The organism is Planococcus chinensis, from assembly GCF_042681545.1.
GTDB lineage: Bacteria > Bacillota > Bacilli > Bacillales_A > Planococcaceae > Planococcus > Planococcus chinensis.
Genome location: NZ_JBHUFW010000008.1, coordinates 60,462 through 75,542 on the forward strand (window position 1 = coordinate 60,462; position 15,081 = coordinate 75,542).

The 15,081-nt window shown below is 50.4% G+C and carries 14 protein-coding genes; 10 read left to right on the top strand and 4 right to left on the bottom strand.

What is annotated here, in order from left to right; translation table 11 throughout:
* Positions 1–260: 260 nt before the first annotated feature.
* From ACFSDB_RS11255 to katG, 6 genes are all read left to right on the top strand, one after another.
* Positions 261–1,073, top strand: a complete 813-nt coding sequence (locus ACFSDB_RS11255) for a transporter substrate-binding domain-containing protein (RefSeq protein WP_204893183.1) — start codon at positions 261–263, stop codon at positions 1,071–1,073.
* A gap of 21 nt (positions 1,074–1,094) precedes the next feature.
* Entirely contained in the window at positions 1,095–1,814 is a 720-nt protein-coding gene (locus tag ACFSDB_RS11260) for an amino acid ABC transporter permease (RefSeq protein WP_204893184.1), read from the top strand.
* Positions 1,814–2,554 (top strand): amino acid ABC transporter ATP-binding protein, encoded by a 741-nt coding sequence (locus ACFSDB_RS11265; RefSeq protein ID WP_204893185.1) that lies wholly within the window; start codon positions 1,814–1,816, stop codon positions 2,552–2,554. Before ACFSDB_RS11260 ends, ACFSDB_RS11265 begins: the two co-directional genes overlap by 1 nt.
* 41 nt (positions 2,555–2,595) lie before the next feature.
* Positions 2,596–3,528, top strand: a complete 933-nt coding sequence (gene mmuM, locus ACFSDB_RS11270) for a homocysteine S-methyltransferase (RefSeq protein WP_204893186.1) — start codon at positions 2,596–2,598, stop codon at positions 3,526–3,528.
* Positions 3,529–3,856: 328 nt separating this feature from the next.
* A complete protein-coding gene (locus tag ACFSDB_RS11275) occupies positions 3,857–4,498 on the top strand; it encodes a Yip1 family protein (protein ID WP_204893187.1) in 642 nt (213 codons plus the stop codon).
* A gap of 272 nt (positions 4,499–4,770) precedes the next feature.
* Complete coding sequence (gene katG / locus ACFSDB_RS11280) at positions 4,771–7,035, top strand: catalase/peroxidase HPI (RefSeq protein ID WP_204893188.1); 2,265 nt, start codon at positions 4,771–4,773, stop codon at positions 7,033–7,035.
* 182 nt (positions 7,036–7,217) lie between these two features.
* Here the strand turns inward: katG and ACFSDB_RS11285 are convergent, their stop codons facing one another.
* Positions 7,218–7,634 (bottom strand): hypothetical protein, encoded by a 417-nt coding sequence (locus ACFSDB_RS11285; protein ID WP_204893189.1) that lies wholly within the window; start codon positions 7,632–7,634, stop codon positions 7,218–7,220.
* Between the two features lie 218 nt (positions 7,635–7,852).
* On the opposite strand from ACFSDB_RS11285, the gene ACFSDB_RS11290 reads away from it, so the two are divergent.
* The 3 genes from ACFSDB_RS11290 (at position 7,853) to ACFSDB_RS11300 (ending at position 10,213) form a co-directional block, all read left to right on the top strand.
* Positions 7,853–8,908 carry a GGDEF domain-containing protein gene (locus ACFSDB_RS11290; RefSeq protein WP_204893190.1) on the top strand — a complete coding sequence of 352 codons (1,056 nt, stop codon included), beginning with the start codon at positions 7,853–7,855 and terminating at the stop codon, positions 8,906–8,908.
* Positions 8,909–9,076: 168 nt separating this feature from the next.
* Complete coding sequence (locus ACFSDB_RS11295; RefSeq protein WP_204893191.1) at positions 9,077–9,676, top strand: hypothetical protein; 600 nt, start codon at positions 9,077–9,079, stop codon at positions 9,674–9,676.
* A gap of 39 nt (positions 9,677–9,715) precedes the next feature.
* Positions 9,716–10,213, top strand: a complete 498-nt coding sequence (locus ACFSDB_RS11300; protein ID WP_204893192.1) for an LURP-one-related/scramblase family protein — start codon at positions 9,716–9,718, stop codon at positions 10,211–10,213.
* An 81-nt stretch (positions 10,214–10,294) separates the two neighbouring features.
* Here the strand turns inward: ACFSDB_RS11300 and ACFSDB_RS11305 are convergent, their stop codons facing one another.
* Positions 10,295–10,666, bottom strand: coding sequence for a VOC family protein (locus ACFSDB_RS11305; RefSeq protein ID WP_204893193.1), 372 nt, complete (start codon positions 10,664–10,666; stop codon positions 10,295–10,297).
* Between the two features lie 376 nt (positions 10,667–11,042).
* On the opposite strand from ACFSDB_RS11305, the gene ACFSDB_RS11310 reads away from it, so the two are divergent.
* The gene (locus tag ACFSDB_RS11310) at positions 11,043–12,542 is read left to right on the top strand and encodes a malate:quinone oxidoreductase (RefSeq protein WP_204893194.1); all 1,500 of its coding nucleotides are present in this window, start codon (positions 11,043–11,045) and stop codon (positions 12,540–12,542) included.
* 618 nt (positions 12,543–13,160) lie between these two features.
* On the opposite strand, the gene ACFSDB_RS11315 is transcribed toward ACFSDB_RS11310, so the two are convergent.
* Entirely contained in the window at positions 13,161–13,907 is a 747-nt protein-coding gene (locus ACFSDB_RS11315; RefSeq protein WP_204893195.1) for an alpha/beta hydrolase, read from the bottom strand.
* A 171-nt stretch (positions 13,908–14,078) separates the two neighbouring features.
* Positions 14,079–14,618, bottom strand: coding sequence for an ECF transporter S component (locus ACFSDB_RS11320; protein WP_204893196.1), 540 nt, complete (start codon positions 14,616–14,618; stop codon positions 14,079–14,081).
* Positions 14,619–15,081: the final 463 nt, after the last annotated feature.

A 15,081-nucleotide genomic window follows, 5' to 3' on the forward strand; every position in this document is an offset into this window, starting at 1 on the left:
ACGGAAGGCGGCGACTCCAGCGGGAGAGCGAAGTGCCGAAATCCACTCGGACGCCAGTCCGAGTTAGTTCGGCGCAAGCCCGCGGAAAGCGTCCGCCTGAAGTGGAGAATCTGGACATGCTTTCATAGTGCCTTTATTCATTTAGTCAAAAAAGGTTTATATGTTTATAAGACGGATTATTTACATAAAGAAATTAAACAGCGCAAGGTTTTTCTGCAAGGCAGGAGCTTGCGACTCTCTACCAACGAAGGAGTTTTAACATGAAAAGAAAAAATTATTTAACCCTCTCCCTGGTTTTATTGATCGGCGCAGGCGGCGTGTTAAGCGGCTGTTCGTCAAAAGAAGCGACAGCCACGGGCGACCAAGTGATCCTAGTGGGAACGCAGAATGATTATCCGCCGTTTGCCTTTGCGGACGAGAAAAACGAATTGACCGGCTATGATGTGGAAGTGGTCAAAGCGGTCGATGAGAAACTGGACGGTTACACGTTCGAATTCACCGCCGTTCCTTGGGACAGCATGTTCCTGGCGCTCGAGTCCAATAAAATCCAGGCGATCGCCGACCAAGTCGCGAAAACGCCGGAACGCCAGGAAAAGTATCTGTTCACCGATGAATCCTATTTTGCGGCCGAAACGGTCATTGCCGTGAAGACGGGACGAGAAGATATCCAGACGATTGAAGACCTGGAAGGCAAGAAAGTCGGGGCTTTGGCCGGCGACTCCTATACCTTGCTCTTGGAGGAATATAATAAAGGCGCAGCGACGCCGATCGAGTTGAAATACAGCGAAAGCGGCAACCCTTCCGAGATTCTGCAGGACGTGCAAAACGGCCGAATCGACGCTTATGTCAACGATCCGATCATGATCGATGCAGTGTTAGAGAAAAACGATCTGGGCGTGGAAATTGTCGGGCAGCCATTGGTCAATGACGACATGGGGATCGTATTGAAAAACGGGGAAGAAGGCGAAAAGCTGAAGGCGCTGATCGACCCAGTCCTGGAAGAGCTCAAGCAGGACGGAACGCTCGCGGAACTGTCGAACAAGTGGACCGGCGGAGAGTACATCCCTGAATAGGTTTGTGGAGGGGAAGAGACAATGGAGAATTTACTGGATATCAATTTTTTAATCGAAAGCTTTCCCGCAATCGTTGCGCGGCTGCCTGTCACGATAGGCATCGCAGTGGGTTCGCTGGTTATCAGCTTGTTGATCGGCGTGGTTACCGCCCTTATCAAAATTTATAAAGTCCCGGTCTTGCGGGTGATTTCGTCCATCTACGTATCCTTTATCAGGGGAACGCCTTTACTGGTCCAGATTTACCTGGTGTTTTACGGGATTCCGAAAATCATCTACTTTCTGCAGATCGAATACGGCTGGCTCCAGTCGGCGGACGTCAACAGCATCCCACCTGAAGTCTATGCGCTGGTGGCGTTCTCCGTGAATCTGGGCGCCTATCTTTCCGAGACGATCCGCTCGGCGATTGAATCGGTAGACCGCGGGCAGTTTGAAGCGGCCAAATCGATCGGGATGAGCCCGTCGCAAATGATGATCAAGATCATTTTCCCGCAGGCGCTGGCCACAGCGATACCGAACCTTGGAAATATGTTCATCAGCACAATCAAGGATACATCTTTGGTGTTTATCATCGGGGTCATCGACATCATGGGACAAGCGAAAATTCTCGGTTCCCGCGGCTTGGCGTTTTTTGAAGTGTATATTGCGGTATCGATCGTCTACTGGATCCTTTGCATCGCAGTGGAGCGGCTGCTGGTAAGAGTCGAGAAGCGGGCACGCCGATATGAAAGAAGGATTGCGTGATGATCAAATTGGAAAATATCCATAAGTATTTCGACAGCCAGCACGTGCTGAAAGGAATCGACTTGAACGTCAAGAAAGGCGAAGTGGTTTCGATTTTGGGGCCGAGCGGGTCAGGCAAATCAACACTCCTGCGCTGCATCAATTTCCTGGAGGAGCCGACCCGCGGAACCGTGGAGATCGGCGGCAAACGAGTGGACGCCGAATCAGCCAAAAAAGCGGACATCGTCTCCTTGCGGAATTCGACGGGCATGGTCTTCCAGCAATACAACCTGTTCAAGAATTTCACGGTGCTGCAAAACGTCATGATCGGGTTGACCAGTGTAAAGAAACTACATAAGGAAGAAGCCGAAAAGCGGAGCATGGAAATCCTGGAACGGGTCGGATTGGCGAACCGGTTGGACCATTATCCCGCCCAATTGTCGGGCGGCCAGCAGCAGCGGGTCGGCATTGCGCGGGCACTGGCGTTGGACCCGGAAGTGCTGCTGTTCGATGAACCGACCTCCTCTTTGGATCCGGAGTTGGTGGATGAAGTGCTGGCGACGATCCGAAAAGTGGCGGACGAAGGGAACACGATGCTCATTGTGACCCATGAGCTCCATTTTGCACGTGATATCTCCGACCGCGTCGTTTTTATGGAAGACGGACAGATCATCGAAGAAGGTACCCCTGAACAGCTTTTCAAAGACCCGAAAATGGAACGGACCAAGCAATTCTTAAGCAGAGCAAACAGAAGCAACTAAGGACAGTCCTTTGAAGTTGGACATGGAAAGGATGAGGCTGCATGAACCCGATTGAACAGATTTTAAAGGACTTTCCGGTCCTCATTCTCGACGGCGCGATGGCGACAGAACTTGAGAATTACGGCTGTGATTTGAATGACCGGTTGTGGTCGGCGAAAATCGTCATGGAGAACCCGGAAATGATCAAAAGAGTCCATCTGGATTATTTTGAGGCAGGGGCGGACTGTGCGATCACGGCCAGCTACCAGGCGACGATCCAGGGGTTTCAGGAAAGAGGGCTTACAGAAGAAGAGGCGGCCGGCTTGATCCGGAAGTCGGTCGGGATCGCCGTCGAGGCCCGCGATGAATTCTGGGCAGGCGTTGCAGACAAATCCGCAAGGCCGAAACCGTTAGTGGCGGCTTCCGTCGGACCCTACGGCGCTTTTCTCTCGGACGGCTCCGAGTACCGCGGGAATTATTCGCTGACCGAAGAGGAGCTCGTGGCTTTCCACAAAGACCGCATCCAGGTGCTGGTCGAAGCGGGCGCCGACATCTTAGCGTGTGAGACCCTGCCATGCCTTGCGGAAGCGAAAGCTATTGTGAAGGTGTTGAAGGACTTTCCGGAGGTTTACGCCTGGTTCAGCTTCAGTGCGAAGGACGGGCTCCACATCAGTGACGGAGAAAAGATTTCCGCCTGTGCGGAATGGCTGGACGGCGAAGCGCAGGCAGCAGCCATCGGCATCAATTGTTCAGCACCCGCCTTTATCGAATCATTGATCGAAGAAGTGAAAAGCCGCTCTGCCAAACCGGTCATCGTCTATCCGAATTCAGGCGAAGAATACGATGCCAAAAGCAAGACGTGGAACGAAGAGCCGTCGGCAAACCCGTTCTCTGCTCACACCAAAGGATGGCACGAAGCAGGCGCGCAGGTCATCGGCGGATGCTGCAGGACCACACCGGAAGATATCGCAGCCATTGCGGCATGGGCCCGATAAGCTTACATGGATAGAGGTACAAAATGAATAAGTTGATGTACAATGCCTCTTGAGAGAAGTATCGACGCACGGGACAGAACGTTGAAAAAACAACGTTCTGTCCCGTTATTTCTTTCTTCCGGGCTTTCTGCCTATAACATCAAGTACATTCTGGATCTCCGTTGCAGGACAATTCCTGTGAAAAGAAAATTTTGGATGAAAAATAGAGGATTAAATGCTTTTACTTATTTGATAATTCTGATAACTTACAGTAGAAAAGAACAATGGAGAATAGCAGGTATTTAAAAGAGTTTGTTGCCTGAATGGCAACAGAGAGGAGGGAGAAACCATGGTAAGGGAAGAACGATTGCGCAAAGAACATGAAGTGAACCCATTCACCGCTATTTGGCTGCGCACACGTGAAACGGTCCGCTTTGTAATTGATCGGAAACCCGTCAATTTCATCATTCTGCTCATCGTGTTGACGGGTTTTGCATCCGGTCTGATCGGACTTATGAATACCCGCAGCGCGGACATGGGAGGGTGGAACATCTTTTTTCAGGTGCTGATCGGCGGACCGATCGGCAGTGCTTTCGGCTATTTCATCGGGGCCGCCATCTTGCTGCTGGTCGGCCGGCTGTTCAAGGGAACGGCTTCCTACGCGGATATGTTCAAGGCGCTGGCCACAGCGCAGATACCGCAAATCTGGCTCCTGCCAGTGCTGGTCATCTGGGCGCTGGCAGCACCGGAAACGTTCTTTGCGGACCGCATGGACGTGGAAGGGAATCCGATTGTGGTCATCATGTCGATCGTGATGGCAGTCGTTTCGATTTGGACATTCGTCATCGTCTGCAAAGCGGTAGGCGAAGCGCATCGCGTTTCGTCCTGGAAAGGATTTTTCATCGTCATCATACCGGGCATCATCATTACCATCGTTGTTTTGATAATCGTCTTTGTCCTGTTTGCCTCATTCTTCGGCCAGTTCTGGTAGGAAACTATACGGATTCAACTTAAAAAGCAGATCCTGAAGTGATGCTACCGGGATCTGCTTTTTAACATTCAACGGATTGGATTTCCGTAAATCCCCATATTGGGTGCTGGTCAAAAAATTTGCACTTGTTTGAATTCTTATTACTGTTCAGACGCACACCACTTTAGTACAATTCTAATGTAAGAATTATTATCTGCCTCTGGCAATGGCCATGGATAATAGTTATAAGTAGAAATTCGTTTTTTGCACTTAATTACGCAGGGGGTTAAAAAATGGAGAACAATGTACATGACAACAATGACAAAAAGCGCCACACAGCGGCAGCAGACGCACAATGTCCGGTAACGGGTGCAGGCGGCGGGGAGCTGCGGCACCAAACAGACGGGCACAGGGACAGTGCCATCACAACTTCGAACAAACCGGGCAAAACACAAAATAAAGACTGGTGGCCGAACATGCTGAACGTAGGCATCCTGCATCAGCATGACAAGAAGTCGAATCCGCTAGGGGAAGAGTTTGATTACAAAGCTGAGTTCGAGAAATTGGATTATGAGGCATTAAAGCAAGATCTTCACGCGTTGATGACCGACAGCCAAGACTGGTGGCCAGCGGATTACGGCCATTACGGCGGGTTGTTCATCCGCATGTCCTGGCATGCTGCCGGTACTTACCGGACAACCGACGGACGCGGGGGCGGCGCTACAGGAAACCAGCGATTTGCACCGCTGAACAGCTGGCCGGATAACGTCAACTTAGACAAGGCCCGCCGATTGTTGTGGCCGATCAAGAAAAAATACGGCAACAAAATTTCCTGGGCTGATTTAATTGTCTTGACGGGCAACGTGGCACTTGAATCCATGGGCTTCAAAACGTTCGGATTCGGCGCAGGCCGTGAAGATATTTGGGCACCGGAAGAAGACGTTTATTGGGGTAATGAAAAAGAGTGGTTGGCGGACAACCGTTATTCAGGAGACCGCGAATTAGAAGAACCTCTGGCTGCAGTTGTCATGGGCTTGATCTATGTCGATCCGCAAGGGCCGAACGGCAAACCGGATCCTCTAGCAAGTGCTTACGATATTCGCGAGACCTTCGGCCGTATGGGAATGAATGATGAAGAGACCGTTGCATTGATTGCAGGCGGGCATACATTCGGCAAGGCCCACGGAGCAGGAGACGCTTCTAACGTAGGGGACGATCCGGAAGCCGCTGTTATGGAAAACATGGGGATGGGCTGGAAGAGCAGCTACGGCTCAGGAAAGGGCCGTGATACGATTTCAAGCGGCATCGAAGGCGCATGGACGGCCAACCCGATTAAATGGGACAACGGCTATTACGAGCAATTACTGGGCTACGAGTGGGAATTGACGAAATCTCCTGCCGGTGCCTACCAATGGACGGCAAAAGATCTGCCGGAAGACCATATGGCGCCTGACGCAGAAGATGCATCGATCAAAGTGAAAACGATGATGACGACGGCAGACATGGCGCTGCGCATGGATCCGGAATACGAAAAAATTTCCCGCCGTTATTACGAAAATATGGATGAATTCCAAGATGCTTTTGCCCGTGCGTGGTTCAAGCTTCTCCACCGCGATATGGGGCCGATCGAGCGCTACTGGGGACCAGAAGTTCCAACAGAAGAATTGATCTGGCAAGATCCGGTGCCGGAAGCACCCGGTACGTTAAAAGACAAGGAACTGGATGAGCTGAAAGTGAAGATTCTTGAAAGCGGGCTAAACCCGCAGCAATTGGTCAAAACCGCGTGGGGTTCTGCCAGCACGTACCGTGATTCCGACAAGCGCGGCGGTGCCAACGGAGCACGCATCCGATTTGCTCCTCAACGCGACTGGGAAGTAAATGAGCCGGAAGAATTGGCGAAAGTCCTTTCCTTCTACGAGCAGCTGAAAGCGGAAACCGGTGACAAAATCAGCATCGCGGACTTGATCGTGCTTGGCGGGAATGCTGCCATTGAACAAGCTGCAAAAGCAGCCGGCTTCGACCTTGCCGTTCCTTTCACGCAAGGACGCGGAGATGCACTCGAAGAACAAACGGATGCGGAAAGCTTCAAGGTGCTGGAGCCGATTTCAGACGGTTTCAGAAACTACCAGAAGAAAGAATACGCAACAAGCCCGGAAGAAATGCTGCTTGATAAAGCGAACTTGCTTGGCCTGACTGCGCCCGAAATGACGGCATTGATCGGCGGCATGCGCGCATTCGGTGCAAATCACCAAGGGGCTACAGAAGGGATCTTGACCGACAAAGTCGGCGTGTTGACAAACGATTTCTTCGTCAACTTGCTGGACATGAACATCGAATGGACGCCGGCCAAGTTCAATAAATACGAAGGCAGATACCGCGGCACGGAAGAAGTTGTCCGCACAGCCACACGTTTTGACTTGGTGTTCGGCTCGAACGCGATTCTGCGGGCAATTGCCGAAGTCTACGCACAAGATGACAACAAGGAAAAATTCGTCCGTGACTTCATCAAAGCCTGGAACAAAGTAATGAATGCCGACCGTTTTGATGTTGTAAACTGATCAGGAAAAATCGGAGCTTCCAGAGAGTTAGATGGTATCTATAAATTAAAAAGGCATGAGCCCATGATATTTCCGGGCTCATGTCTTTAATTTTGCCTTCATTCGTTACCGGTGAATGCCCGTGAAAAATGATTCTATCCTAAATTTGGAGAGGGGAAAAAGCGGTCATCTTGAATATCGGCTCACCTGTTAAGTTCTATGTCCATCAATGTTCCGGTCGCTTTCAAGTATGTAGCTTTACACTGGATGTTTTCTTCTAGCAAGAAAGGAAATTCGTCGGCAGCTGCTGTCAGGTTCAGCCCGTTTATGTGCACCGTATAATAGCTTGGATGACCGCCCCGGGCACTGTTATTTTCCTCGAAAAAGACAATTTCACACATCCCTTCTGCGGTATGAAAATTGTTTGTTTTGAAACTAACGATGGCCGCAACTCCAGTAGAAAAAAGATACAAGGACAACAATCCGAAAAAGCCGCAGACAACTACGGTGAGATAAAAATCTTTATGGTATCTGTTTGTGGTCAGGAAATGAAAAATGATTAAAAGTAAAACCACCAGGAAGATGCCGGAAAAAATGGTGTTCGAATAGATTTCATTCAATAGTATTAGCTCCTTTTCTCTTACTCTACAGTAATCCAAGGCATTCACCAATGCCGGGTTCATTGCTTTTTCAGGTTAGACAGAAGCCATACTTCAAAATGGAATACCGGTTCAGGTTGTTGCCAATTAAACAGAGTCCTATTTTTACAAATTATAGTAGATAACTGCATTTTATACTTTATAATTAAGAAAACAGAAATTTCCGGGATGTGGACAGCATGAAGTTTTGGCTAAGGAATACTTATCACTCAGATCATGCGCTTGAAGTCATCTTTTCTTCTCTGCGCTGGTTTTTCCTTGTGATGTCAGTGGTTGTTTTTTACGTGCAGTATATAGAAAAGCCAGATCAGTTCAAACTCGTGTTGTTTTTGTCGCTGGTAGCTTTCGGCATCCTCTATATGGGGGTTTCCGAGTATTATTTGCGGAAGTCCCCTGAAGGGTCGAAGATGTATACGCTTATGACGAAATGCGGACCGTTGTTCGATTTCATTTCTTTTTCTGCCCTAATCCCGTTGACGGGAGGCATCGAGAGCCCGCTGTTTCCGGTGGCATACTTAATCATTCTGCACATTACGGTGTATTGGCGGTTCCTCGGCGGGGTCATTTCAGCCTTCCTGTTTGTCCTGACCTATTCACTCATTTTCTTTATGCAGGTTCCAGATGCAGCAGCAGACACGTATGTCATGTATGCGAGCCGGGTGATCTTCCTGCTGATGATCGGCGGTTTGGGCGGCATCATCGTGTCGAGGGAACGGAAGCACCACACTGAGAAGAACGTCTTGGCCGAAGCCGCAAACCGGGATTACCTGACAAATTTATTGAATCACCGGTCATTTCAGGAATGCCTGCGGAAAGACCTGGAGCGCGGGACCGAATTTTATCTGGTCCTGACGGACATCGACAAGTTCAAGGCGGTCAATGACAAATACGGGCATGTCATGGGAGACGAGGTGCTGCGGGAGATCGGCGCGATCCTCTCGGACATGGTCCCGGCAAAGCAGGGCCGGGTTTTCCGGTATGGAGGGGAAGAATTCGCCCTCATTCTGCATACGGACAACCAAGAGGAAGTGGACAAGCTCTTGATCCAAATCAAACAAGCCGTTGCGGATCATGTGTTTTACAGCAACGGGGAGGCTTTTTCTGTGACGATGAGTTTTGGCAGCTGCCGGCAAAATGGAGAAGCGCCGGACCAGTTGGTGAAAAAAGCCGATAAATTGCTTTACGCAGCTAAAAACATGGGAAGAAACCGGATTGTCTATGCACCGGCAGGGTAAAAGGGAAAACAGGAATTCATGAACCAAAAGCGGTCGTTTATTCACCGAAAAGCCGGCTCCGGAAGCCTTTCCTGCGCCGGCTTTTTCATGCATGAACGAAATAAAAGGGATTTTATGGCGGATGTGGAAATAGGTTATGTAAACGCTGAAACAAAGGGGAGAGGCTGCTTGAAGACAGTAGCTGCTTGGTCGTGTGTGGTGGGCGGAATGTTGTGGGGGCTGAAGCCGTTGTACGACTGGCTGGTATTGGGCAGAAGGGCCAATACCGGCTATATTGCCAGTGATTTCACTGATTGGATCAAGTTCCTGTTCCCGTTTCTTTGCCTCGGAGGGCTGTATGTTCTTTTCGCGCTGTATAAAGGGAAGGTAAGGAAGTCCGTCGTGATCCTTGCGGCTGCGTTGGTTTTCAATGGCTTGTTCCACTTTTTTGAAATTTATTTCACCGGTTCCGGAATTCCGTTCGGCCTTCTGTTCTTGTTTTCCGGGACGCTCCTGCTCTTGGCCGGCGCAGGTTCCTTGATGATCCAGCTGCGTGGCAGCCAGGAGATTCCGCGCGCCTTGGGACGATCGGCCGAAGCCTTGTTCACCGTTACGCTCCTGTTCTGCCTGCTTCCGTTCCTTTCGGGAAGTCTGCCGGAAAGGAACCTGACGCCGGTCATGGTGTTGCTGATGCTCCTCACCGGGTTTATTTGGGCAGCCATGGGCGCTGTGCTTGCCGGTATCGTCAGGAAAGAAGCTTCGGTAAAACTTGGGAAGTCCGAGGTGTAAGCAAGCAGGTTTTTATCCAAGCACAAAGGGGGAAATCAGATGAAACAATTCTACATCAAGCAAAAAGTATTCAGCTTGAGCGGCAAATTCACCGTGAAAGACCAAGAGGAGCAGGATGCCTATTTTGTGGAAGGCAGCTTTATGCAAATCCCGAAGACGTTCACAGTCATGGACGCCGAGCGGAATGAAGTGGCGCTGATTACGAAAAAGACATTCAGTTTTTTGCCGACATTTTTTGTAGAAGTCAACGGACAGGAAGCCGTGACGATCAAGAAGGAGTTCACGTTCCTGAAAGCGCGATATACGATCGAGGCGGCGGGCCTGGATGTGCAGGGCAACTGGTGGGATATGAATTTCCAGATTCTGCGCGGAGGGGAAGTCGTAGGGGAAGTGAGCAAGGAATGGTTCACCTGGGGCGACAGCTACAAAGTTCAGGTATGGAATGAAGAAATGGAGCACCTTATCCTTTCGCTTGTCATTGCGATCGACTGTGTAAAAGCTGACCAGGCAGCGGCTTCTGCGGCCGGTGCGACGTAAAAGGGAACGGCCCATAAAAAGGACGGTTCGGAAGCTGCATGCGCAGTGTGCGAACCGTCCTTTTTGCTTTGGCAGGATTTCTTACCGGTGCTGGTCGAACAAGACCGGGTTTCCGTCCGGATCTTCAATGATGAAGCTCGCTGGCCCTGCGCCGGACTCATCGGCTTCGCTGGCGAATGGGACGCCCGCAGCCTTCAGCGTTTTCTGGAGCTCGCGGATGTCGGTGAACGTGTCCAGGTTCTGTGCATCTTGGTCCCATCCCGGATTGAATGTCAGCATGTTTTTCCCGAACATGCCCTGGAACAGCCCGATAATCGTCGGCCCGTTTTTCATAATAAGCCAGTTTTGCCCGATGTCGCCGCCGAACGCCTTGAATCCGATTTTTTCATAGAAGTCTTTTGATGCGTGAATATCTTTCACGGCGAGGCTGATTGAAAAAGCGCCTAATTGCATCTTGTTGCCTCCATTCATTTTTTACGGTTGGATGGCGTGCATCCGGACTCTCCTAAACCATTCAAGAAGTTGGGGGGGAATTCCTGCATCGACCGGCTGGCCTCCTGTAAGGCGGTGCAAAGCCGGAAAATTGAAATACTGGCTGGGGCCATATCAAAAAATAGAGCAGAAACGCTGGTATTTTAGGGGAAAAGAGGCGCATAGACGGACAATTCCGGCGAAATGGCTTATAATAGAAATGTTTTGAGCTATAATTATCAATCTCACATTATGATATAGTTAGTAGTAACAAGGAAAAGATGGCCTTCCCGGAACGACAGAACGGGAAGCGCGTGCATCCTTTCTCCAAATTTCAGGTTAGAAAAGGAAGGTAATAATGAGCAATAGAGAAGCTGATACAGACGTTATCTTGATAGGTGCCGGAATTATGAGTGCGACATTGGGAATCCTTCTGAAAGAATTAGCGCCGGACTGGAAAATTTCCGTTTATGAAAAACTTTCAAGCGCTGGGCAGGAAAGCTCCAACGAATGGAACAATGCGGGAACCGGGCACGCGGCACTTTGCGAGCTGAATTACACGACCGAAAAATCTGATGGATCTGTTGATATTAGCAAGGCCGTCAAAATCAATGAGCAATTCCAGGTGTCCATGCAATTCTGGTCGCATCTCGTGAACAGACAAGTGGTGCCGAACCCGAAAGATTTCATCGTGCAATTGCCGCATATGAGCATGGTCCGCGGGGAAGACAACGTCCGTTTCTTGAGAAATCGTTTTGAAGCGATGTCGAAAAACCCGTTGTTCGAAGGCATGGAATACTCGGAAGATCCGAAACGTTTGAAAGAATGGATGCCGCTGGTCATGTATAGCCGGAAGCCGGGCGAACCGATTGCGGCCACCAAGATCGACACAGGGACTGACGTCAACTTTGGCGCCTTGACGCGCATCTTGTTCAACCAGTTCCAGCGTGCCAATGTGGACGTCAACTACAACCACAGCGTCGAAGACCTCAAGCGCACGAAAGATGGTCTGTGGGAAGTGAAAGTAAAAGATCAACAAAGCGGCAAAACGAAGCGCCAGACGGCGAAATTCGTCTTTATCGGCGGCGGCGGCGGAAGCATCCACTTGCTGCAGAAATCCGGCATCCCCGAATCGAAGCATATCGGCGGATTCCCGGTAAGCGGCCTGTTCATGGTCTGCAACAACCCGATCGTCATCGACCAGCACAACGCGAAAATCTACGGCAAAGCGGCGATCGGCGCTCCGCCAATGTCCGTTCCGCATTTGGATACCCGCTTCATCGACAACAAGAAATCATTGCTGTTCGGGCCATTTGCCGGCTTTACGCCGAAGTTCCTGAAAACCGGATCGAATCTCGACTTGATCACTTCCGTGAAGCCGAGCAACGTCCTGACAATGCTGTCGGCAGGCGCGAAAGAGATGGCGCTGACCAAATACTTGATTCAGCAAGTCATGCTGACGAAAGAACAGCGCATGGAAGAATTGCGTGACTTTATTCCGGACGCGAAAAGCGAAGATTGGGATCTGATTGTAGCCGGACAGCGTGTCCAGGTCATCAAAGATACGGAATCCGGAAAAGGCACATTGCAATTCGGAACCGAAGTGGTTACGGCTTCGGACGGTTCGATTGCAGCGCTGCTCGGCGCATCTCCTGGTGCATCGACAGCCGTGAACGTCATGCTTGAAGTCATCACGAAGTGCTTCCCGGACCGCATCGTCGAATGGGAATCGAAAATCAAGGAAATGATTCCTTCGTACGGATTGGCATTGATGGACAACCCGGAACTGCTCCGCGAAATCCATGAACATACAGCCCGGACGCTCGGCTTTCCCGAGAAAAAACCTGTAGCCCGCTGATTGAAAGCTGATTAGTGCAATGCTAAAATTTGAACCACCCATCCCGAAACGGATGGGTGGTTCTTTTGCTATCGAGAAATCTTCTTTAGATAAGTTAATAAAAGAAATAAACTTATTATCCCGCTTCGGCCGCTTTGGGAATAGCTCCGCCTAGCCCGTGGTCGCGCCGGCGCTGGTTATGCTCTTTAAAAGCTGATAACTCTATCCGTTTTAGTAGTGCTATCTGAGATATGAAGTGAAACGGCAGTGACGCCCGCGGCTAAAACATATGCTCCTGTCCCTGCATCGCTGCGCTAGCTTCGGGACATGAAAAACCGTTGCAGCGCTACGCGCTTCGTCGCAAAGCTATCGGCCGAACTACCTTCGGCCAATACCTTCGAAGCTGTTTTGCGGAATATCGGTTAAGAGTCAAGAATTTTGTATCTTTCTTAACAAGATAAGAACCGCCCATCGAAAAACGAATGGGCGGTTCTTTTGGATTCGCCAGGGGTTATTGCCATCGAGCGGCTCGGGAGTGGAGGGAGGAGCAGCCATCCAAAAGAGCCTTCTGTCCAGGAATTTCCGGACGGAAGGCTCTTTTTCTAGTGGTCAAAAACCCGAAAGGTTTCGAGCCCCTGACTATTCATGTTTTTTGAAGAACGCCAGCGTTTCATCGATGATGCGCTGCTGGTCATTGTCGAGCGTGGCCACATGGTAGCTTTCTGGCATTTCGATAATGGATTTTTCTTCGGAAGCGATACCGTCATAAATGATCTGCGCATTTTCAGGTGGAACCACATGGTCTTCGGGCGACACGAAAATCAGCGCCGGGCACCGGACATCAGACAAGCCGCCGCGCACTTCATCCATGAACGCGAGGATCTGTTTGACGGAGGCCACCGGCGTCTTTTCGTAGGCCAGTTCCACAATGCCCGGTTTTTTGATATCCGAACCGATGGCATCGAGGAACCGGATATCCGCCTCCATGTCGTGCACCGACTTCATTGCCGGAACGGCTACTGCCGCGTTGATCAGAGAGATGGCGCGAATTTCAGGGTGCTGCTGCGCCATATAGAGGGCGAGCGTTCCCCCCATCGACAGGCCGGCCATGAAAATGGTGTCGCACCGTTCCTTCAGCCAGGCAAACGCCTCTTCAACAGATGCAATCCAGTCCTGGTACGTCGTTCCTTCCATCTCTTCGTGGTGGGTGCCGTGCCCTTTCAGGCGCGGGACCGTCACCGTATAGCCTTCCCGTGCAAATGCTTCGCCAAGCGGCCGCATGCTCTGTACGGTTCCTGTAAAGCCGTGCGAAACGAGTATGCCGGTACGGCCGCCTTCTGCTGTATATGGCTCTGCACCGCTTAATACTTCAAAATCTCTTGTCATGGATTGCCCTCCTTTTCGTCGTCTTGTTTACTTCGATAGAAGCCCGCAGAATCCTTTTTCTCTTTGATACCTGCTACTCCTATGATCTTCTTTGGAGGGCAGAACACAAAAAAACAAGGAGCGGATGGTCCGGTCCTTGTTTTACAGGTGAATAAAATAGGTTATTTCTTATCATTTGAAGAACGGTGTTTTTTTCAAAGCGGCCGCCACTGGAATAGCTACCAGGAGCCCGACGACGTTTTGGACGATATTGCCCGGGATGGAAGCGGCCGGCACCACGAAGTTGCCGAAGATGATCGCTTCGCCGACATAATAGACCGCCAGCATCACCGGAATCGATGCGATGGCTGCGAGGATATTGAAGCTGAAGCTGTTTCCGTTGCGGCCATTCGACCAGGCGATTTTCCCGACGAGGTAGCCCTGCAAACCGCGAGCTACGATGGTGATCGGCGCCCACAATGTCCAGCCGGAGACCAAATCGAACAATCCCATGCCGACAGCGCCGGCAATGGCCGCTTTTTTCGGGCCGAAGACGAGGGCGATGATGAAGAGCATGGCTGTTCCGAGGTGGACCAAGCCGCCGTTTGCCGTGATCGGCAATTTGATGTTCAAGAGGAGTGTGGCCACGAATACGAGTGCGATGGCCATGGACGTCAAAATCAGGTCAAAAGTGCGTTTGTTCGAATATGTCGCAGTAGTTGTTTTTTGCATAGCCAGAACCTGCCTTTTAGTTTATTTTTTTATGGCTAAAGAAAAGCCGGTCGAGAGGGGCCTTCTGCACGCCGTTTATAATTTCTTGCTAATACTAGCAGAGGGGTGGCCTAGTGGAAAGTATCAATAACGAACAATTCTTAAGGGTCAGTTTAGGAAGTACGAGGAGCCTCGGTTCTCTTTCCTAAGCGGCACCCATTGACACAATGGGCGCCATGCCTTATTGTTAAAGACGCGATGAGCTCGTTTGCGTAAGACGGACCAATACCCCTTTAATTAGGAACACGTTGTGAACCGTGATTTGGACGCCGCAATACACAAGACACTTTACCTTCGGGTAAGGTGTTTTTTTTGTTTTCATGGACAGTTCTATCCATTTCGGCAACAGGGCTTCCATCTCCTGAACAACTTCACTTTCCGAAACATTGCCCCTTGCGCTATTAGATTTCCCCTCCGGCATGTA

What these genes read in the sequence shown, in the direction of transcription:
- ACFSDB_RS11255 (WP_204893183.1), top strand. Translation starts at nt 261, where the DNA reads ATGAAAAGAAAAAATTATTTAACCCTCTCCCTGGTTTTATTGATCGGC.
- ACFSDB_RS11260 (WP_204893184.1), top strand. Translation starts at nt 1,095, where the DNA reads ATGGAGAATTTACTGGATATCAATTTTTTAATCGAAAGCTTTCCCGCA.
- ACFSDB_RS11265 (WP_204893185.1), top strand. Translation starts at nt 1,814, where the DNA reads ATGATCAAATTGGAAAATATCCATAAGTATTTCGACAGCCAGCACGTG.
- mmuM (WP_204893186.1), top strand. Translation starts at nt 2,596, where the DNA reads ATGAACCCGATTGAACAGATTTTAAAGGACTTTCCGGTCCTCATTCTC.
- ACFSDB_RS11275 (WP_204893187.1), top strand. Translation starts at nt 3,857, where the DNA reads ATGGTAAGGGAAGAACGATTGCGCAAAGAACATGAAGTGAACCCATTC.
- katG (WP_204893188.1), top strand. Translation starts at nt 4,771, where the DNA reads ATGGAGAACAATGTACATGACAACAATGACAAAAAGCGCCACACAGCG.
- ACFSDB_RS11290 (WP_204893190.1), top strand. Translation starts at nt 7,853, where the DNA reads ATGAAGTTTTGGCTAAGGAATACTTATCACTCAGATCATGCGCTTGAA.
- ACFSDB_RS11300 (WP_204893192.1), top strand. Translation starts at nt 9,716, where the DNA reads ATGAAACAATTCTACATCAAGCAAAAAGTATTCAGCTTGAGCGGCAAA.
- ACFSDB_RS11305 (WP_204893193.1), bottom strand. Translation starts at nt 10,666, where the DNA reads ATGCAATTAGGCGCTTTTTCAATCAGCCTCGCCGTGAAAGATATTCAC.
- ACFSDB_RS11310 (WP_204893194.1), top strand. Translation starts at nt 11,043, where the DNA reads ATGAGCAATAGAGAAGCTGATACAGACGTTATCTTGATAGGTGCCGGA.
- ACFSDB_RS11315 (WP_204893195.1), bottom strand. Translation starts at nt 13,907, where the DNA reads ATGACAAGAGATTTTGAAGTATTAAGCGGTGCAGAGCCATATACAGCA.
- ACFSDB_RS11320 (WP_204893196.1), bottom strand. Translation starts at nt 14,618, where the DNA reads ATGCAAAAAACAACTACTGCGACATATTCGAACAAACGCACTTTTGAC.